The following is an 18,236-nucleotide window of genomic DNA, read 5'->3' as shown; positions in this document are numbered from 1 at the left end:
GCAATAACACGTTTATTACTGTCCTATTTAGCTGATTTTACCGCCTTAAACACCGAAACCAAAGAGAAACCACAATGCCGAATGTAATAAATCGTGTTGATTGCTTTGTTAAACCTCATATTGGTTGACCGAGATGGTATTTTATATATAATGCAAGTCCCTGACATTAGGCGACTTAGTATCGCTATCCTTCATAAATGTCACAATGTGATGCTTATAGGTATTCATATGATTCATATTGTTTTCAAATGTTTCATAAGGTTGCCTACTTAGTTAATTTAAAGTCATGCGCTTGCGCTAGGCATGTCAGGGAGATATGGAGGACTGTGTATGGAGAATAAATCTAAACATAGCCGAGTTAAAGAGCGTATCGAACTAACAACTGCAGGGTTAGGTCTGATTGTAGCAATACATGAAGCATTCCCTGTGTTAGTCGAACTTTTTAACATGGCTTTTAATTACCATAACCCTTGTAGATACGAGCATGATTTATAAAGCTAGCTGGTTAAATAGATTTGAAATAAAAGCAGGTCGCTGGGTATACAACCCAACCTTAGAAAGTCGACAAGCTGGTCGTCAGATTTTAAAAATTCTCAATGAATCTTGGAAGAAACCCGACTATTATTATCATCTGAGAACTGGCGGGCACGTTGAAGCTTTAAATATACATTTAGAAAACCAATTTTTTGCTACTATTGATATTAGTGATTTTTTTGGCTACATCAGCCGAACACGTATAACTAGAGCATTAAAATCGCTCGTTAGCTATAAAACGGCTCGTAAAATAGCTAAATTATCGACAATCAAAGCAATTGAAACCTACCCTCACAGTCATCATTTACCTTATGGTTTTGTACAATCTCCATTATTAGCGTCCATTTGTTTATTTGATAGTACATTAGGTAAATTACTAGATGTCATTCATAAAAGTAATTCCACTACTATTTCCGTTTACATGGATGATATTGTAATATCCTCCAATGACGAAGACTCACTTTCTCAGTTGTTTGACGAAATATTCATAGCTGCAGATAAATCAAAATTCATACTAAATTCTGATAAAACAAAGCCCGTATCTCAAAAAACTGAAGCATTTAATATCGTACTTTCACATGGAAATATGACAATCGAATATGAGCGATTTGTTAAATTTCAACAAGCGTACGCTTTAAGTAAATCAAAACCACAAAAACGAGGGATTGGCTCATACGTTGGAAGCGTGAATAAGCAGCAAGCTAAATTACTAATATGAGGTTTAACGCCGCAATAACACGTGCGAACACCTTACTTACAAAACCAATTATACTCTAAACCGCGAATGCCGAGTGTAATTAGCATCGTGTTGATTGCTTTGTTACACGATCTTTGTCAACGCTTCGCTTTAATTGGTAAAGAATTGATTTACCAAGATTTACTGTAAACTGAGTTTAATTAGACTAGCTCAATTAAGCGAGCAAAATATCCAATCAACGGCAAAAACTGCGAGATGAAACAATCCTTTTTTCTTACACCATTTGTACGATTTGGTTTCAGCTAGTTTTAAGCTGATAAACCAAATATCTTTACCACAATTGGGATTGAAAATGCTACGAGCAAAGCACGGATGCAGAATAAAATGAGGCAACACCAAAGAACAATTGAAGCGTAAAAATGCCACTGAAACGCATGAACTTAGGCCGACAATAGTCAATTGCCGAACCAAATGAAATGAAAACGAAAAGGAAACAAAGAAGAAGGAAAACCACCCTATTTTCACATCTAAAAATCGAATGGTTCTATCACCGAACTGAGCCAAAAAACTGCTATCTTTAGTTCGTGTAACGCCTGCATAACACGTTTACTACCAAACAATTATACTCAAAATTGACACCCTAAAACGAGAAACACCCGACAACCTGAGATGCCGAGTGTAGTAAATCGTGTTGATGCATTTGTTATGTGAATTAATACAGCGAATAAAAGCCTTAAATTATAAAAAGACCTTAAGCTGACTATTAATTTTTAATGTAATTTCCTTCAGAGTCTTTAAGCTTACCGCAAAGAAGTAGAATAAAATCAATTAAAGTCCACAAACCTAGCCCACCTAATGTTAATAATTGAGCAATACCTAGACCAATTCGTCCAGTATAAAATCTATGTGCGCCAATAAAACCTAGAAAGAAGCAAAGTAATACAGCAACAATCCAATTTGAGTTGGTGTCTGTTTTCTGCGATTGCTGAGCGCCACATTTTGGGCATGCAAGTGCCGATTCATGAATTTCAGTACCACAACCACGACAAAAAACTAATTGAGACATTCCATTTTCTCCATTAAATAAATTTAACCAAAATACTACACTATAAGACTAAAGAGTTACTAGGTTAAAATTAAAAACATTCACATAACGCCGCAATAACACGTGCGAACGACTTAATTACAAAACCAATTACACTCTAAACCGCGAATGCCGAGTGTAATTAGCATCGTGTTGATTGCTTTGTTATACGAGCCTTGCTTTCGCTCCGATTAACTTGGTAAAGAACTGATTTACCAAGATTTGCTGTAAACTGAGTTTAATTAGACTGGCTCAATTAAGCGAGCAAAATATCCAATCAACAGCAATAACTGTGAAACGAAACAATCCCTTTTTCTTACACCATTTGAACGATTTGGTTTCAGCCAGTTTGGAACGGATAAACCAAATATCATTGCCACAATTTGGATTGAAAATTCTACGAGGAAAACACTGATGCAGACTAAAATGAGGCATAACCAAAGAACAATTGAAGCGTAAATGAGCCGCCGAAACGCCTGAATTTGGGGCAATAATAGTTCAATGCCGAACCTGATGAAACGAACACCAAAAGGCAACAAAGAAAAAGGAAAACCACCCTACTTTCACACCTAAAAAGCTAATGGTTCAATCGCTGGACTGAACCAAAAAACTGCATTCTCAGAGTTCGTATAACGCCTGCATAACACGTTTACTACTATGCAATTATACTTAACATTGACGCCTTAAAACGAGAAACACTCGGCAAACTGAGATTGCCGAGTGTAGTAAATCGTGTTGATGCATTTGTTATGCCATGTAACTAAGTAGGAATGCTTCAATATCACGAATCATATTCTTTACATCTTGTTCTGAAAATTGTTCTGGTTTTCCATGAGCAGCACTGTTTCGAATATCTGCAATTGCTGTAACTTGTTTTTGTTGAAGCTTTGAATAAATCCCTTGCTTAGCTAATTGGGCATTCATTACATTTAAGCTTCCGTGAGGTATTTCATTATCGGTACAAATATCCCTTAATGCAGTTTCTAGAACTACACCAGCAATAACAGCGGAAGCTAGCTTATATCCACTAGATAATAACTCTTCAGCTTGCTCTAATTCACTTTCAAAAACTTCAGCTTGAACCAACTGTTTTAAAGAGTTTAAATATCCACCCTCATAATCTTCCTTAGTAGCATCGAATATAGCCCCAACTCGTTTTAAAATAGATAATTGGGACTCCATTGAGTAGTTCGATTCCTCACCTTTAACAAAAGCCTTAAAATGTTGAGAATCTTCCCCACAAGCTGTGACCAATAAATTCCTAACTTTAACTTTCCAGTTAGTAAACAAATCATTATCTATAGTATCGGTCGTACCAAAAGCACTTGAAACTCGTTTTTGAGTTTGCTCAAGAGCTTCAAGCTGAACTTTAAGCTCATGGAATCTCTGAGTTAGTTTCTTATTCATTTTTACTCCTAAATTAAAGCTACTGATAAATGGCATAACGCCTGCATAACACGTTTGCTACGATACAGACCTAGCTGAATTTTAACGCCTTAACCACTGAAACTAAAGGCAAACTGACAACGCCGAGTGTAGCAAATCGTGTTGATGCATTTGTTATATGCTTAACTCATGAAGCTGAGAGATCGTTCTAAAATTGGAGTAACTCTCTTTTCCCAAACCTAGAGGGTTAAACCAGACTGCATTTAAACCAGCCTCTTGCGCTGAGATAATGTCTTTTTCAAGTGAGTCACCAACCATTGTAAGTTGACTTGGTTCAACACCTAACTTATCCGCTATTCCTTGATAAAATTCAGGACTGCCTTTTGATAAACCAAGATTTGATTTACAGAAATAACCTGAAATGAATTGAGACAACCCGACTCGTTCAAATGCCAATTCAATATCCTGAACACTGGAATCATCAGCACCAGTTGCCACATAAAGCAAATGTCCTTTCTGGGATAACAAAGCTAACATTTCAGAAGCACCATCTACGGCTTGAACCGTTTTCCAGTCACACATTTTTCCTGGAGTGTTTGGAAAGTCGACCATTAAAGTGTCACCCCAATCGAACAGATAAGCTTTTCTCATAATGCCTCCTTGCATATAACGCCTGCATAACACGTTTACTACCATCCAATTATACCTAATATTGACGCCTTAAAACGAGAAACACCCGACAACCTGAGATGCCGAGTGTAGTAAATCGTGTTGATGCATTTGTTACACGATCTTTGTCAACGCTTCGCTTTAATTGGTAAAGAATTGATTTACCAAGATTTACTGTAAACTGAGTTTAATTAGACTGGCTCAATTTAGCGAGCAAAATATCCAATCAACAATAAAAACTGCGAGATGAAACAATCCCTTTTTCTTACACCATTTGTACGACTTGGTTTCAACAAGTTTGGAACGGATAAACCAAATATCCTAACTACAATTGGGATTGAAAATGCTGTGAGAAAAACACTGATACAGGATAAAATGAGGCATAGCCAAAGAACAATTGAAACGTAAATTAGCCGCTAAAACGCCTGAATTTAGGACAATAATAGTTCAATGCCGAACCTGACGAAATGAAAACCAAAAGGCTACAAAGAAAAAAGGAAATCCACCCTACTTTCACGCCTAAAAAATTAACGGCTCAATCGCTGAACTGAGCCAAAAAACTGCGATCTTAGAGTTCGTGTAACGCCTGCATAACACGTTTACTACTATGCAATTATACTTGAAATTGACGCCTTAAAACGAGAAACACCCGACAACCTGAGATGCCGAGTGTAGTAAATCGTGTTGATGCATTTGTTATGTTTATAACTACGATTTAGGAATCATTTCATCTAATATTGATTTTACTGCACTGCTCCCGCCAATATAAAAACCAATATTTTCCTTCTCTATTGTTTCAATAACAAGTAAATCCAAATCGGGTAAGTAATCTCGGACGTAAGTTTTATAATATACTCGTTTAATATTCTCCACTGGTATCCTCACAATCAAATTATATTGATAAGATTGTGTATCCCAACTAGCCACATAAACACCATTTTCAGTAATAAAAAAAACTGATGTCACGAAATAGCTAAGATCACCATTCTTGTAGAGCATCGCATTCTGTGTTTTGAACTTTACTTCGCTAGTACCATCTTTTGCTGTAGCTAATGCAATAGAATCAAATACTGGGGTATTAATTGGGCCTAAAGGCGTTTGCATAGGTCCAGGACTACTACAACCAGTTAAAGTAAAAAAAACAACCAAACATAACAATTTTCTTAAATTCCGAGACTTCATTGCAATACAGCCTTAATACAATAGGATTAAACTAACTTTTTAATATCAGATACATAGCTAGACTAAATGAATACTTTAGTCTTCTTTAAGTTTAACGCAATGATCTAAATCATAATAATAATTATTTCGATTAAAAACATAACGCCTGCATAACACGTTTGCTACCATGCAGATTAAGCTGAAATTTACCACTTAGTACGGTAAACTCAAAGAAACCTAGAATGCCGAATGTAGCAAATCGTGTTGATGCGATTGTTATGGCTGTTCCAATTTTAAATTGATTTACTCAAAATTACAGAACTGTCATAGTTTTCGGAGTAAGGATTTAACTCTTTGTAAATAGATAAAGCTAAATCACTAAATTCTTTTTCTAACACTTCTAGTGCTTTAACTTTTGAATCATGGTCAAAAACTTTTCTACTTTTATCAGGAACATCTAAATTCTCTCGGTATACTTTAACTGCAAGTAAAGTGAATAAATGAGACCTAATTTTTTCGACTAAACCTAGCCTCATGTATGAAGCGACACTAAGACTCATATCCATATCATATGCAATAGATGCCAAATCATAACTGCTTAATTTTTTTGCTATTTGCTTCTTACCCTCAGGCATATCAGCAATCATATTTTTCATTAACCTAATAACACACTTTAAATTCCCCTGATAACGTTGATCTCGTTCATTTATCAGTTTGATATGCGTAAACGGAAAATTTAAAATTAGCTCGTGATCTTTCTTATTATAAATTTTAATTCCTCGCTCACTCTCATCAGATGATTGTTGATATTTAATACTATCAAACCAAACAGCTGGTACTATATCTACTTTTCTCTTTAAGCTACCACCGCTTAAAGCAATAGACTTATTTCCAGAACAATCAACATCTACCCTAGGGAAGTTATTTGGCAAAATAGCTTCCGATTTATATCGAATATCCTTTGCGATATTAACTAAACTACGAGGGTCAGTTGCTTCTGTATACAAGCTAGGCACAATCTGTGGCTGCTCAACGTTTACTGGGTTAGTCACAATAATTAACATATCAACATCTGAATGTCCTTTAATGTGTATATCTAAAGCGACTGAACCTTGTAACCTTGTTATAACGGATTCACCCAGATTGTTTAATGAACGAATTAAGCTTTCTGCTACTCTATTGCCTTCGTCAATTGATATTTGTGTAGATTTTTCTTCTACAGGAGCCATAGCTCCTATTGTATATTTAACACCCGCAGATTCTCTAAGGTTCTCGAAAGCTTCTTTCTCTCGAATATCAAAACCACGATGAATTGCATTAGTTGCAGTCATTGAATCCATAGATTCAAAAATAGCCCTTTCTCGGCTACCTTGTCTACGTTCTTTTAAAGACGTAAGTCTTTTTTCAAAATCAATCATAATGTTCTCTTTAAGTGCATAATACCGAAAGTACGTCGCCCTGCACTATTAAAGTACGAAGCTTTTCCAACTGTTAATTTTGAGTCTAACTCAATTTCACAATAACCTTTATGTGACGATAACTCGTGAGTTTGTTCTAACTCTGGTTCATTACGGTAACTATAACTAAGTAACCAACCACCAGTTGGCCCATACCGTTTTGATAAAGTAGCTGTATAGCTACTGCTTTGGCTATTTGCTGTTTTTAAATGAATCAGAATCGTTTTCCAATTCTGTTCAATTCCAATATTACCAGTCCATTTAAATCTTTCTCCGCCATCTTCATTTAAAGTTGTACCTTCAAGCTCCCAAATACCATTAAGATCTGGAACTTCAAATACTGGGATTTTCCAAACCCATTTATTAAAAACCCAATGTAAGATTAAGTAAATAACCCCTGTAGTTAGACTTGCTTTCGTAAAAGCATCAATTCCAGTGAGGTTATTTGCCCAAGCAAATAACTGACCAAGACCGCCAGAAATAGTTATAGCTGCAAAGCCTAACCAACGACCGATAGTAACCCTATCGTGACCGAAAACAGCATAATCATGCATTTAAACAACCTCTATAAAAGTCACATTAAAACAGTATCTTAAATATGTTTCTATGTGAAAAATCAATTTTATTTAATAATCAAAAGTTAAATAAGAAAAGAAAGCCATAACGCCGCAATAACACGTGCGAAAGACCGACTTACAAAACCAATTACACTCCAAACCGCGAATGCCGAGTGTAATAGCATCGTGTTGATTGCTTTGTTATACGAGCCTTGCTTTCGCTTCAATTAACTTGGTAAAGAACTGATTTACCAAGATTTGCTGTAAACTGAGTTTAATTAGACTGGCTCAATTAAGCGAGCAAAATATCCAATCAACGACAATAACTGTGAAACGAAACAATCCCTTTTTCTTACACCATTTGAACGATTTGGTTTCAGCCAGTTTGGAACTGATAAACCAAATATCCAAACCACAATTGGGATTGAAAATGCTGAGAGCAAAACACTGATGCAGGCTAAAATGAGGCATAACCAAAGAACAATTGAAGCGTAAACTAGCCGCTGAAACGCCTGAATTTAAGGCAATAATAGTTCAATGCCGAACCTGATGAAATGAATACCAAAAGGCAACAAAGAAAAAGGAAAAGCATCCTACTTTCACACCTAAAAAGCTAATGGTTCAATCGCTGAACTGAACCAAAAAACTGCATTCTCAGAGTTCGTATAACGCCTGCATAACACGTTTGCTACCATGCAGATTAAGTCTAAATTTACCACTTAACACGGTAAACCAAAAGAAATCTAGAATGCCGAATGTAGCAAATCGTGTTGATGCATTTGTTAGCCGTTTTCTTCAGCGTGTTCATATCTAGGAATAGTTTGGTTCGAATAAGTATTTAACATTTCATCGAACATTTCTTCAATACCAAAGTCTTCAAATCTAATAGATGACCTCTTTGTACTTTTAAGAATTTTTTGAACTTCAAAGTAATGCATTACCCCACAAAATCTAGATACAATTAGTAACTCTTCATCGAGTAACTTCAACATTTCATCAAGTGCCTTAAGATGAATTTCTGTTACTTGCTTTCTAAGAAAATCACCAATTTCATTATCTGCGCTAAATAATTCAGTGTTTTGAAGTTGTTCTAAATACCCTTTTTGGACGGTCATCATTTTTGTAGTAACGTCTTTTCCTCTAAGCTTAAAGGCTAAAATAGGCTTTTCTTTCGCTAATTCGTTTATAGTGCTTGCGTACCCAGAAATAAAATCCAGTGACATTTCAGGTGTGATATGTTCAATAATATTTGCAAAATATCCCAGCATCAAATCCTGATTCTGTTCAGGTATAACAATACCTTCAATTTTTTTCTTATCGAAATATTTCCGACATTCTTCTACATATTGTTCATACAGTTCATTTGGAGATAATGAAGATGCTAGAACATGAGCTCTAAATTCTAGTAAGTAAAACAATATTTGACGTATCGTCTTTAGTTTTTCCGCTCGAACTTTAAAAAAGTAACCGAAGCCACTGAATACAGCACTCAATGTTATACCAATAATGCCTATTAGAGATGTTATAACTTCAACTTCCATTTTTCCTCCGTGACGGCTAACGCCTGCATAACACGTTTGCTACGATGCAAACCAAACCCAAATTTACCACTTAATACGGTAAAACCAAAGAAACCTAGAATGCCGAATGTAGCAAATCGTGTTGATGCATTTGTTATACGGCACAGATAAAATTAATTGTATGGAACCAAGACATTACCCTCAGTTACAATAACTAAATACAGTTATGATGCTTACAACCGACGCAAAACAAAGAGAACAGAATGGACGCTATAGCTCATTTAATTATCATTTTAGGTAATCCATTTACATATAAAATTGGACGTCTAATTCTTTCAGTTTTAAGCATTGGTAAATTGTCCATTCAACCATTACCAACTAAGTTTCCCGCCAATTTCGTACAAGCCTTCGATGAAGATAAGGTCGTAGAAAACCAAGAGAAGCAAAGCCACTCAATATCATATGGAATTACCATTTCAATTGGTTACGTCGTAATCGTAGCTATATTGGGAGCCCTACTATTTTATAATATTGATGGGTTAATTGAAGCCTAACTATCGATGTAAAACACCCGTATAACGCCTGCATAACACGTTTGCTACCATACAGACTTAACTGAATTTTACTGCCTTAATCACTGAAACTAAAGGTAAACTGACAACGCCGAGTGTAGCAAATCGTGTTGATGCATTTGTTATACCTGTTCTATTAGTTTCACTTTACCCTGACCATCAATAACTACACGCCACTGTTTATCTAAACATTCAAAGTAGAAACCCTTTAAACCAGCAAATTTCTCAAAACTATCAACGCTATGAATTACTTCATATTTAATAAACATAGCATCATTAGCTTCAATTTCAGAAAGCAAAGCCTCAACTGACTTAATAAATAGAATTTCATCAGGTAGTGCAACCATTCGATTATTTTTAGTCAGCAACGCTATGAGCTTTAAGGCATTTTCTTTTATTAGAGACCATTCTTCGATAGATTCTCTAACTCGTTTATGAGCTTCTGGAATTGCAAAAGCTATGAATCCAAAAACCGAAATAACTTGAAAAATAGTTACAGGGCAATCAGCTCCGCGACCGATATTACTTTCACGTATAGAAAACTCAACTGGTAATTTAGACTGAATAATAAGCTCTCGAAGCGAATTTTCAATTTCATCCGTTTGTTCGTGCCAATCAAGTCCATAAGCTGGATCTTTATAAGTACTTAATACTATGTCCATTTTTTCCCCTAAAGGTATAACGCCTGCATAACACGTTTGCTACCATGCAGATTAAGCTCAAATTTACCACTTAATACGGTAAACCCAAAGACAATCTAGAATGCCGAATGTAGCAAATCGTGTTGATGCATTTGTTAGGCGCATTTATATGATTTCGAATTCAATGCCACCATATGAACCAATCAAAACATCTTCTTGTGTTTCTTCCATCATATTATCAAAAAACTTGTAGCCATCCATGCCAATATCTTTAGCTAATTTAATTAACTGCTGAACAACATCATTAGATAAATACTGAGAAATAGACATTACTCTAGCACTAGGAACCGACTCACCGGCACCAAAACTTGTCGCTTTATGAATATGAAGTTCAGCTAACTTATTTTTCAATATTAATTTATCAGATAAGTGTTGGTTAATTCCAAATAATAAAGGAGATAATAAATTAGCATTACTCACTGAATTCGATGTTAATGATTCAATCAGTTTAGATTCTAATAACTCAACTTTTGCAATTAGAGCACTGGTGCTATTTTCCGATTTAGGAATCATAATTGGTTTATTTGTTTTTTGACTCAAATAGTCAGAATAATACGAATCTTCTTGAAGTTCTGGCCTAAACTTTGTTTGCAAGAGAAAAACAGCAACTAAAAATAAAGGTACATTAACTATTGAAGCTATTATCAAAACTTGTGGAATCCAACTGACATCAGATAAATTTACTGCTGCTATTAAAAAACTACTATTTATTGAAAATAGTCCTACAAGCCATGCACCTAAAAGCTGTATCGGCTTAGTTATTTTTTCTGGTTGAATATTACTATTGTTCATTAACTACCTCTTGAGCGCCTAACGCCTGCATAACACGTTTGCTATCATGCAAATTAAGCCTAAATTTACCACTTAATACGGTAAACCGAAAGAAACCTAGAATGCCGAGTGTAGCAAATCGTGTTGATGCATTTGTTATGTAACATCTCACCGATTTAAATTGCCCATTTTCTAACCTTAGATTAAAATCAGGATACTATACTAATAAAGAGGTAGTTATGAAATTTATTAACATTGGCGAAGGTGCAAAAGTTGACGGTCTAAAATTGACTCGTAATACAGTAGTTACAGATGATATGGCACAAGTTGTATTTGTTGACATAGGAAAAAACGGTGAGGTTATAAATCTTGATGCTGAAGGGAATCAAGTACTGACACCTGAAGCATATAAAGACCTTCTTAATTCAAGAACTCAAGAATTAAAACTTTCTATAAATGAATTTTCAGAGCAACTAAAACTTATAGAAAATGATATTGCAAAAGCAAAAATCAACCGACAACTTAAAATAGTTCAAGAAGAATTAAATCTAATTCCTGAGAGTTCAGAAAGAAAATTTAATTACAATCGTGCACTATCTCAACTAAAAGATACATGTGTTAATCTCGGGTATGGAGTTCTAGCTGGTATAATTACAACAAAGCTTGGCTTTTAGTCATACAACCAGAGGGGGATTTAAGTCCCTCTTTGTTACATAACGCCTGCATAACACGTTTACTACCAAGCAATTATACTTAAAATTGACTCCTTAAAACGAGAAACATCCGACAACCTAAGATGCCGAGTGTAGTAAATCGTGTTGATGCATTTGTTATGTTTTTATAAACAGTAATATGCGGTCTAGTATTTTTAACTTTACACTATGGACTCTAACATTTTTAATCACTGGGTCGAGGTCATTCAGTAAAAAGAAAAACCTTGCTACAACAGTCCTATTGTTACCTTCTTTTATATAATAGTTATTCCCTACTTTATAGAATGACCACTCTTCTTTTTGAACCGAGCTTAGATAATAATCCGGATTTTTTTCAAGTTGCCGTACATTTTCTATGGCCCCTCTCATTAGCTGCTTTGAAACCGATATGTTATTTATAAAGTCGCCGCGTAATGAACCTGGAACAGGTTTTAGATCAAACCAAGTTTTGTTTCCATACTTAGGGTGACATGTACCAACTACCGAAGATAAATTTACATCCTCATAAGAGATTGATTCGGATGAAAAAATTTTAAAATTAAAGTAGCATAGTTTTTGACTAGCAGCAGGTGAACAATCAATAGTCATATCTTCTATGCGGGTTTTTAGTAACATTTTAGAAATACTCCCAGTATAAAATTAAAAACATAACGCCTGCATAACACGTTTGCTACCATGCAGATTAAACTCAAATTTACCACTTAACACGGTAAACTCAAAGAAACCTAGAATGCCGAGTGTAGCAAATCGTGTTGATGTAATTGTTAGGCATCTTTTCTTCGACTATGACGCATTGTTTTAACGTTATCTTCCGTTACCACATCATCATCCAACCTCAAAGCACAAGTAGCTACTGCAGCAATAGCGCCATCAGTTAGCCTAAATGAGCTTGGAATTTGCTTGAACGGGTCAGCTTGGTCTTCCTCGAAAGCAACCAACAAAGCACGAAGAAAATCTCGATTCGATGAACGTTTTGATTCAATTGCTACCTCAGTAAGCGTAAATCTACTATATACATCTAAGTCTTCAGCATCACTACCAATTGATCGCACAGTATCAGCAATTGAAGGCCAGTATCTATCGTAGTCAAATTGATTGCCCATACGAGTTATATCTTCTTTAAGATAGCTCGAAAATAGAGAGTTATCGCCTGCCGCAATCTGAATGAGATCCGTCAAGCGCACAATTGAATCACAAGTAAAATCAGAGCTGTTTTTTAGTTCGTATCGTTTGTCTAACAACGTTGCTAACTGTTTACTTAAACCTGCTATTTGTTCATTGATTTCCGCCAGCTCTTTTTTATCTCTTCGTGCTTGCTTCATTTCAACAGGGTTCCAATTGATCGCTACATCAATTACAGATTCAAGAACAAGGAAAACTTGTCGAGTATTAAGTTGAGCTGATAGTTCTTTGTAAAATCCATTTAACTCTACCGTTCTAGAGAGTAAATGATCGATTAAATCAACGTTACGCGGTCTAATATCGTTGTTAATTAAATTCTGCTTTAGGTGACGCAATTGGCTTTCACAGTTAATTGTATATTCCATCGTAATCTCACATTTTTAAATTTGAGTAAATAGGTTACAAAAGCCTAATTCTCTACGCCGTAACTGTAATAAAAAAAGTTTGAAAGTTTCCATTACCCTTGATGCCTAACGCCGCAATAACACGTGCGAAAGACCGACTTACAAAACCAATTACACTCCAAACCGCGAATGCCGAATGTAAATAGCATCGTGTTGATTGCTTTGTTATACGAGCCTTGCTTTCGCTCCAATTAACTTGGTAAAGAACTGATTTACCAAGATTTGCTGTAAAACGATTTTAATTAGACTGGCTCAATTAAGCGAGCAAAATATCACTTCAACGACAATAACTGTGAAACGAAACAATCCCTTTTTCTTACACCATTTGAACGATTTGGTTTCAGCCAGTTTTGAGCTGATAAACCAAATATCCTAACCACAATTGGGATTGAAAATGCTGAGAGCAAAACACTGATGCAGACTAAATTGAGGCATAACCAAAGAACAATTGAAGCGTAAACTAGCCGCTGAAACGCCTGAATTTGGGACAATAATAGTTCAATGCCGAACCTGATAAAACGAACACCAAAAGGCAACAAAGAAAAAGATAAACCACCCTATTTTCACACCTAAAAAGCTAATGGTTCAATCGCTGGACTGAACCAAAAAACTGCATTCTCAGAGTTCGTATAACGCTGGCATAACACGTTTATTACCATGCAAACCAACCTGAATTTTACCGCCTTAATCACGAAACCCAAGACAAACCCAGAACGCCGAATGTAATAAATCGTGTTGATGCGATTGTTGTGCGTGCTTACTTTCGGCTTGGTCAACTTGGTAAAGAACTGCCTTGCCAAGATTTTCTAAGCCTAGATTCTAATTTACCGATGCCAATTAAGCGAACAAAATGTTCTTAAATTGCGAGATAAAGTGAATGGAAAACCAATACATTTCTTACGCCATTTGAACGATTTGGTTTCAGCAGATTTGGAACTGATAAACCAGATATTCTAACAACAATTGGGATTGAAAATGCTAAGAGGAAAACACTGATGCAGGCTAAAATGAGGCATAACCAAAGAACAATTGAAGCGTAAAATATCCGCTGAAACGCCTGAACTTAGGAAAATAAGGGCTAATTTGCCGAACCTGATAATACGGAAACCAAAAGGCAACAAAGAAGAAAGGAACGCTTACTAAGCCGAAGCTACAAAAGCCGCGATCCTATTGATGAACCGTGCAAAAAATTTCGGACCCAGTACGCACAACGCCTGCATAACACGTTTGCTACGATACAGACTTGCCTAAATTTTAACGCCTTAATCACTGAAACTAAAGGCAAACTGACAACGCCGAGTGTAGCAAATCGTGTTGATGCATTTGTTATACATTTTTTCGCTGCATGTGTTCTACTTTTCCAGAACTTACATCTTCTAAGATAGCTTCTACAGCATTCTTCGCATCAATATGAAGATCTTGATTCTGAACAGTAGTAACATATTTCACTATCAATCTACCTAAGGACAGTTTTTCGCCAGATGGTGTAACCAACTTACAACCTAAGGCAGATACCATAAACTCATGCTCTTTATCTGGTTCATCTAGCCTACTAGGAACATTTTTATCTAAAAATGAAGTGAAATCAGATACTGAACCATCTTCACTTTCAATTTGAGTGTAGGCAGCTACAGAACGAAGTAAATTTGGGTTATTATTAACCATGTTCTTAGTTTGTTGGCAATTACCATCAAACTCCGTTCTTAACCCAATGTATTGATTTTGTACAAACTCCATGTCTACATTGATAATTTGAATACAACCATCCCAGTCGGAATTTTCAGGAGCTCTGATTCTTTTAAGGCTGATATCATAAAACTGCGCATACTGCTTTGCACCAGATTGAAAGCCTTTAGTAGTGACTAAAATGCCGCTGCTATTAGGGATATCCGTAAGTAAACCATGGAGATTTCGTACGTGCAGGAGGCTAACATTATGGCTATAGTACTTACATTCGATCAGTACTTTATGTCCAATCCCTGCGTACTTATATTCCCAATAAACATCTATTTGGTGTTCAACGCCTGACTTACCCTTTATTTTGACGTTATGTTTGACGTCTATATTATCAACCCCCTCAAGAGCCAATATATCTTCGTACATTCGCTGAGCAAGTTTTTCATAATCTTTTGATGTTTGAACTGTTTCCATCTAGCCTCCAAAATGTATAACGCCTGCATAACACGTTTGCTACGATGCAGACTTAGCTGAATTTTACTGCCTTAATCACTGAAACTAAAGACAAACTGACAACGCCGAGTGTAGCAAATCGTGTTGATGCATTTGTTACACGATCTTTGTCAACGCTTCGCTTTAATTGGTAAAGAATTGATTTACCGAAATTTACTGTAAACTGAGTTTAATTAGGCTGGTTCAATTAAGCGAGCAAAATATCATTTCAACGACAATAACTGTGAAACGAAACAATCCCTTTTTCTTACACCATTTGTACGATTTGGTTTCAGCCAGTTTTGAGCTGATAAACCAAATATCCCAACAACAATTGGGATTGAAAATGCTGCGAGAAAAACACTAATGCAAACTGAAATGAGGCAAAACCATGAACAATTGAAGCGTGAATTGGTTTCTGAAACCCATGAACTTTTGGCAATAATAGTAAATTGCCGAACCTGATGAAATGGAAACTAAAAGGAAACAAAGAAGAAGGAAACCACCTACTTTCACACCTAAAAAACTAACGGCTCAATCGCTGAACTGAGCCAAAAAAACTGCAATCTTAGAGTTCGTGTAACGCCTGCATAACACGTTTGCTACTATGCAGATTAAGCCCAAATTTACCACTTAATACGGTAAACTCAAAGAAACCTAGAATGCCGAATGTAGCAAATCGTGTTGATGCATTTGTTATGCGCATACCACCTTGATTAGATACCTTTGGTTACTAGAAACTCAGATAAATAACTAAACGATGCGCTTTCTTTAACCTCTTGCCAAACATTAAAAATGGCCTTATTTTTTAAATTATCTTCGATTCCAGATTCCCAATCCTGCCAACGCTCATCGCTAATACGTTTTTTAGAGTACAAATAAATCTGTTCATTGCACAAATCTAAATAGTTAAAAATAAGTTCCCTAGTTTCGCTATTAGGCGTTTCAACTTGTCCGATCAGAATATCTACAGGTATACCTTGAATAATCTGTCTATATTGTTGATCAATAGAATTTTCAAAATCGGTTTGAATTACTTTTCTTGTTATTTTTAATTGCCCCAAAGCTAACCAAACCCCTACAACAGTAACGATAACTGAAATAAAGCCAATTACTGTCGCGGCTGTAGTTGCAATATTAGCTATTTCTTGCCAATCCATTAACTAAACTCCAAAAATATAGTTATTCTCATATCAACCTTTATTGCGCATAACGCCTGCATAACACGTTTGCTACTATGCAATTATACTCAAAATTGACGCCTTAAAACGAGAAACACCCGACAACCTGAGATGCCGAGTGTAGTAAATCGTGTTGATGCATTTGTTAAATGCTAGTTTCAACATCCTCGATCAATCCTTGTTTTTTTAATTCGGATGTAATGGCACCCTTTGTTCTTCCGTGAGTTTCCGAAAGTTCATTAATGGAAAAGCCATTATTAAAAGCAGTTACTAATTCATGTCTTTCATCATCGTCCCAAGCTAATCCAGCATTTTTAGGTAAGCCTTTTGCAATATTTATTTCTTGTTTTTGTTCGATTGACATTTTACCTTTTTGAGGTGACTTGACTAACTTCATAATTGTAAATAATGAACGAATAACCTCGGGGCTATTATAGGGCGAGCATTCTGGTAAGGTTTCACCTGTTATTGGGTCAATTCCATTTGCTAATGCTTCAACATTTTTTAAAGCTGTAATAATATCCATATATCCTCTATTTTTTTGATTGCATTTAACGCCTGCATAACACGTTTGCTACGATACAGACTTAACTGAATTTTACTGCCTTAATCACTGAAACTAAAGGCAAACTGACAATGCCGAGTGTAGCAAATCGTGTTGATGCATTTGTTATACCCATAATGATTAACTATTTTGGGCCTTTGTTTCGATTAACTCTCTTAGCTATTGCATTTAACCTAGAACTCTTATCTGAATAAATTTCATCTAAGAGATGTTCCATTATTTCATAGGCGTCTAAGACATCATTAGCACTTAATTCAGTACCTTCGTGACTACCTGCATTTCCAAGCCATTTTACTGCAAACAGCATTTCTTTAAATTTTTCATACTTACGTGGAAGTAACTCAATTCTTTGGTGTAAATTCAATCGAACTCTTTTTTTACTTTTCGACATTCTAAATCTGTTTACTTTCAATTCAGTTAACAATGCTTCAACAGCTGAACGAACTTGATTTGCACAAGCTCCTGCACTAGAAAAGAATAACTCAAATGATTGTTCCAAAGCGCCACTAATACTTTCAGGAGTACCTTTAGGTACTTTTATGATATTTAATGGTGGCGTAAAACTCTTAGGTTTAAAGTATTGAAAATACTCTTGCTGATCTTGGCCATATTGATCCTCGACGATATCCCAATCTAAAAAACCAATACCGCTACTTGCTACTTTTTCACCACAATGATCGTTTTGACATTCAAAAATGCATGAATACAAAAGTTCAGCCCAATCAGGTTGCCATTCAGGGTGACTGTGCCCTTTTTCAGAATGAGCAAGTTCGGCAGAAGCAAATGTGCCTTGTTTGATACGTAACAAGCCCTCTTCACAAGTAGGACATAACCAGTTAAGTTGTTTTTCAGGACGAAAAAGAGCCCTATATAATTTACGTTCCAATTATTTTTCCTTATTCAAAAAAAGGGT

At 35.7% G+C, this 18,236-nt stretch carries 20 protein-coding genes; 4 read left to right on the top strand and 16 right to left on the bottom strand.

All coding sequences use genetic code 11. From position 1 onward, the window contains the following. Positions 1–330 precede the first annotated feature (330 nt). Both PVK71_RS19595 and PVK71_RS19590 read left to right on the top strand, forming a co-directional pair. Positions 331–495, top strand: a complete 165-nt coding sequence (locus PVK71_RS19595) for a hypothetical protein (protein ID WP_274420988.1) — start codon at positions 331–333, stop codon at positions 493–495. Further along, positions 485–1,252 carry a reverse transcriptase domain-containing protein gene (locus PVK71_RS19590; protein WP_274420990.1) on the top strand — a complete coding sequence of 256 codons (768 nt, stop codon included), beginning with the start codon at positions 485–487 and terminating at the stop codon, positions 1,250–1,252. Before PVK71_RS19595 ends, PVK71_RS19590 begins: the two co-directional genes overlap by 11 nt. A gap of 742 nt (positions 1,253–1,994) precedes the next feature. On the opposite strand, the gene PVK71_RS19585 is transcribed toward PVK71_RS19590, so the two are convergent. From PVK71_RS19585 to PVK71_RS19555, 7 genes are all read right to left on the bottom strand, one after another. Continuing rightward, positions 1,995–2,297: a TM2 domain-containing protein gene (locus tag PVK71_RS19585; protein WP_061014418.1), complete on the bottom strand. Its 303-nt coding sequence runs from the start codon at positions 2,295–2,297 to the stop codon at positions 1,995–1,997. A gap of 765 nt (positions 2,298–3,062) precedes the next feature. Continuing rightward, complete coding sequence (locus PVK71_RS19580) at positions 3,063–3,722, bottom strand: hypothetical protein (RefSeq protein WP_274420994.1); 660 nt, start codon at positions 3,720–3,722, stop codon at positions 3,063–3,065. A gap of 153 nt (positions 3,723–3,875) precedes the next feature. Beyond that, on the bottom strand, positions 3,876–4,352 hold the full coding sequence (locus PVK71_RS19575) for an HAD family hydrolase (protein WP_274420997.1): 477 nt from the start codon (positions 4,350–4,352) through the stop codon (positions 3,876–3,878). A 726-nt stretch (positions 4,353–5,078) separates the two neighbouring features. Next, positions 5,079–5,552: a hypothetical protein gene (locus PVK71_RS19570; protein WP_274420999.1), complete on the bottom strand. Its 474-nt coding sequence runs from the start codon at positions 5,550–5,552 to the stop codon at positions 5,079–5,081. A gap of 272 nt (positions 5,553–5,824) precedes the next feature. Next, positions 5,825–6,949 carry a hypothetical protein gene (locus tag PVK71_RS19565; protein ID WP_274421000.1) on the bottom strand — a complete coding sequence of 375 codons (1,125 nt, stop codon included), beginning with the start codon at positions 6,947–6,949 and terminating at the stop codon, positions 5,825–5,827. After that, a complete protein-coding gene (locus PVK71_RS19560; protein WP_274421002.1) occupies positions 6,946–7,542 on the bottom strand; it encodes a Cap15 family CBASS effector in 597 nt (198 codons plus the stop codon). Before PVK71_RS19560 ends, PVK71_RS19565 begins: the two co-directional genes overlap by 4 nt. A gap of 785 nt (positions 7,543–8,327) precedes the next feature. After that, complete coding sequence (locus PVK71_RS19555) at positions 8,328–9,086, bottom strand: hypothetical protein (RefSeq protein WP_274421004.1); 759 nt, start codon at positions 9,084–9,086, stop codon at positions 8,328–8,330. A 242-nt stretch (positions 9,087–9,328) separates the two neighbouring features. On the opposite strand from PVK71_RS19555, the gene PVK71_RS19550 reads away from it, so the two are divergent. Further along, positions 9,329–9,619 carry a hypothetical protein gene (locus PVK71_RS19550; protein ID WP_274421007.1) on the top strand — a complete coding sequence of 97 codons (291 nt, stop codon included), beginning with the start codon at positions 9,329–9,331 and terminating at the stop codon, positions 9,617–9,619. Positions 9,620–9,759: 140 nt separating this feature from the next. Here the strand turns inward: PVK71_RS19550 and PVK71_RS19545 are convergent, their stop codons facing one another. Both PVK71_RS19545 and PVK71_RS19540 read right to left on the bottom strand, forming a co-directional pair. Next, complete coding sequence (locus PVK71_RS19545; RefSeq protein WP_274421009.1) at positions 9,760–10,299, bottom strand: hypothetical protein; 540 nt, start codon at positions 10,297–10,299, stop codon at positions 9,760–9,762. Between the two features lie 144 nt (positions 10,300–10,443). Further along, positions 10,444–11,130, bottom strand: coding sequence for a hypothetical protein (locus PVK71_RS19540; protein WP_274421011.1), 687 nt, complete (start codon positions 11,128–11,130; stop codon positions 10,444–10,446). A 218-nt stretch (positions 11,131–11,348) separates the two neighbouring features. Between PVK71_RS19540 and PVK71_RS19535 the strand changes: the two genes are divergently transcribed. Further along, on the top strand, positions 11,349–11,783 hold the full coding sequence (locus PVK71_RS19535) for a hypothetical protein (RefSeq protein ID WP_274421013.1): 435 nt from the start codon (positions 11,349–11,351) through the stop codon (positions 11,781–11,783). 156 nt (positions 11,784–11,939) lie between these two features. On the opposite strand, the gene PVK71_RS19530 is transcribed toward PVK71_RS19535, so the two are convergent. From PVK71_RS19530 to PVK71_RS19500, 7 genes are all read right to left on the bottom strand, one after another. Then, the gene (locus PVK71_RS19530) at positions 11,940–12,437 is read right to left on the bottom strand and encodes a hypothetical protein (RefSeq protein ID WP_274421015.1); all 498 of its coding nucleotides are present in this window, start codon (positions 12,435–12,437) and stop codon (positions 11,940–11,942) included. Positions 12,438–12,586: 149 nt separating this feature from the next. Continuing rightward, on the bottom strand, positions 12,587–13,369 hold the full coding sequence (locus PVK71_RS19525) for a hypothetical protein (RefSeq protein ID WP_274421017.1): 783 nt from the start codon (positions 13,367–13,369) through the stop codon (positions 12,587–12,589). 1,365 nt (positions 13,370–14,734) lie between these two features. After that, a complete protein-coding gene (locus PVK71_RS19520; protein ID WP_274421018.1) occupies positions 14,735–15,559 on the bottom strand; it encodes a restriction endonuclease in 825 nt (274 codons plus the stop codon). Between the two features lie 586 nt (positions 15,560–16,145). After that, the gene (locus tag PVK71_RS19515) at positions 16,146–16,283 is read right to left on the bottom strand and encodes a hypothetical protein (protein ID WP_274421019.1); all 138 of its coding nucleotides are present in this window, start codon (positions 16,281–16,283) and stop codon (positions 16,146–16,148) included. A 10-nt stretch (positions 16,284–16,293) separates the two neighbouring features. Continuing rightward, entirely contained in the window at positions 16,294–16,737 is a 444-nt protein-coding gene (locus tag PVK71_RS19510) for a hypothetical protein (RefSeq protein ID WP_274421020.1), read from the bottom strand. 166 nt (positions 16,738–16,903) lie between these two features. Beyond that, positions 16,904–17,284: a hypothetical protein gene (locus tag PVK71_RS19505; protein WP_072055711.1), complete on the bottom strand. Its 381-nt coding sequence runs from the start codon at positions 17,282–17,284 to the stop codon at positions 16,904–16,906. 163 nt (positions 17,285–17,447) lie between these two features. After that, positions 17,448–18,209: a DUF4145 domain-containing protein gene (locus PVK71_RS19500; protein ID WP_274421021.1), complete on the bottom strand. Its 762-nt coding sequence runs from the start codon at positions 18,207–18,209 to the stop codon at positions 17,448–17,450. Positions 18,210–18,236 lie beyond the last annotated feature (27 nt).

The organism is Aliivibrio sp. S4MY1 (assembly GCF_028765545.1).
In the GTDB taxonomy this organism is placed as follows: domain Bacteria; phylum Pseudomonadota; class Gammaproteobacteria; order Enterobacterales; family Vibrionaceae; genus Aliivibrio.
This window is presented reverse-complemented; position numbering and strand designations above follow the sequence as displayed.

Coding starts and splice junctions, on each gene's coding strand:
- PVK71_RS19595 (WP_274420988.1), top strand. CDS start 331: ATGGAGAATAAATCTAAACATAGCCGAGTTAAAGAGCGTATCGAACTA.
- PVK71_RS19590 (WP_274420990.1), top strand. CDS start 485: ATGATTTATAAAGCTAGCTGGTTAAATAGATTTGAAATAAAAGCAGGT.
- PVK71_RS19585 (WP_061014418.1), bottom strand. CDS start 2,297: ATGTCTCAATTAGTTTTTTGTCGTGGTTGTGGTACTGAAATTCATGAA.
- PVK71_RS19580 (WP_274420994.1), bottom strand. CDS start 3,722: ATGAATAAGAAACTAACTCAGAGATTCCATGAGCTTAAAGTTCAGCTT.
- PVK71_RS19575 (WP_274420997.1), bottom strand. CDS start 4,352: ATGAGAAAAGCTTATCTGTTCGATTGGGGTGACACTTTAATGGTCGAC.
- PVK71_RS19570 (WP_274420999.1), bottom strand. CDS start 5,552: ATGAAGTCTCGGAATTTAAGAAAATTGTTATGTTTGGTTGTTTTTTTT.
- PVK71_RS19565 (WP_274421000.1), bottom strand. CDS start 6,949: ATGATTGATTTTGAAAAAAGACTTACGTCTTTAAAAGAACGTAGACAA.
- PVK71_RS19560 (WP_274421002.1), bottom strand. CDS start 7,542: ATGCATGATTATGCTGTTTTCGGTCACGATAGGGTTACTATCGGTCGT.
- PVK71_RS19555 (WP_274421004.1), bottom strand. CDS start 9,086: ATGGAAGTTGAAGTTATAACATCTCTAATAGGCATTATTGGTATAACA.
- PVK71_RS19550 (WP_274421007.1), top strand. CDS start 9,329: ATGGACGCTATAGCTCATTTAATTATCATTTTAGGTAATCCATTTACA.
- PVK71_RS19545 (WP_274421009.1), bottom strand. CDS start 10,299: ATGGACATAGTATTAAGTACTTATAAAGATCCAGCTTATGGACTTGAT.
- PVK71_RS19540 (WP_274421011.1), bottom strand. CDS start 11,130: ATGAACAATAGTAATATTCAACCAGAAAAAATAACTAAGCCGATACAG.
- PVK71_RS19535 (WP_274421013.1), top strand. CDS start 11,349: ATGAAATTTATTAACATTGGCGAAGGTGCAAAAGTTGACGGTCTAAAA.
- PVK71_RS19530 (WP_274421015.1), bottom strand. CDS start 12,437: ATGTTACTAAAAACCCGCATAGAAGATATGACTATTGATTGTTCACCT.
- PVK71_RS19525 (WP_274421017.1), bottom strand. CDS start 13,369: ATGGAATATACAATTAACTGTGAAAGCCAATTGCGTCACCTAAAGCAG.
- PVK71_RS19520 (WP_274421018.1), bottom strand. CDS start 15,559: ATGGAAACAGTTCAAACATCAAAAGATTATGAAAAACTTGCTCAGCGA.
- PVK71_RS19515 (WP_274421019.1), bottom strand. CDS start 16,283: ATGCGCATAACAAATGCATCAACACGATTTGCTACATTCGGCATTCTA.
- PVK71_RS19510 (WP_274421020.1), bottom strand. CDS start 16,737: ATGGATTGGCAAGAAATAGCTAATATTGCAACTACAGCCGCGACAGTA.
- PVK71_RS19505 (WP_072055711.1), bottom strand. CDS start 17,284: ATGGATATTATTACAGCTTTAAAAAATGTTGAAGCATTAGCAAATGGA.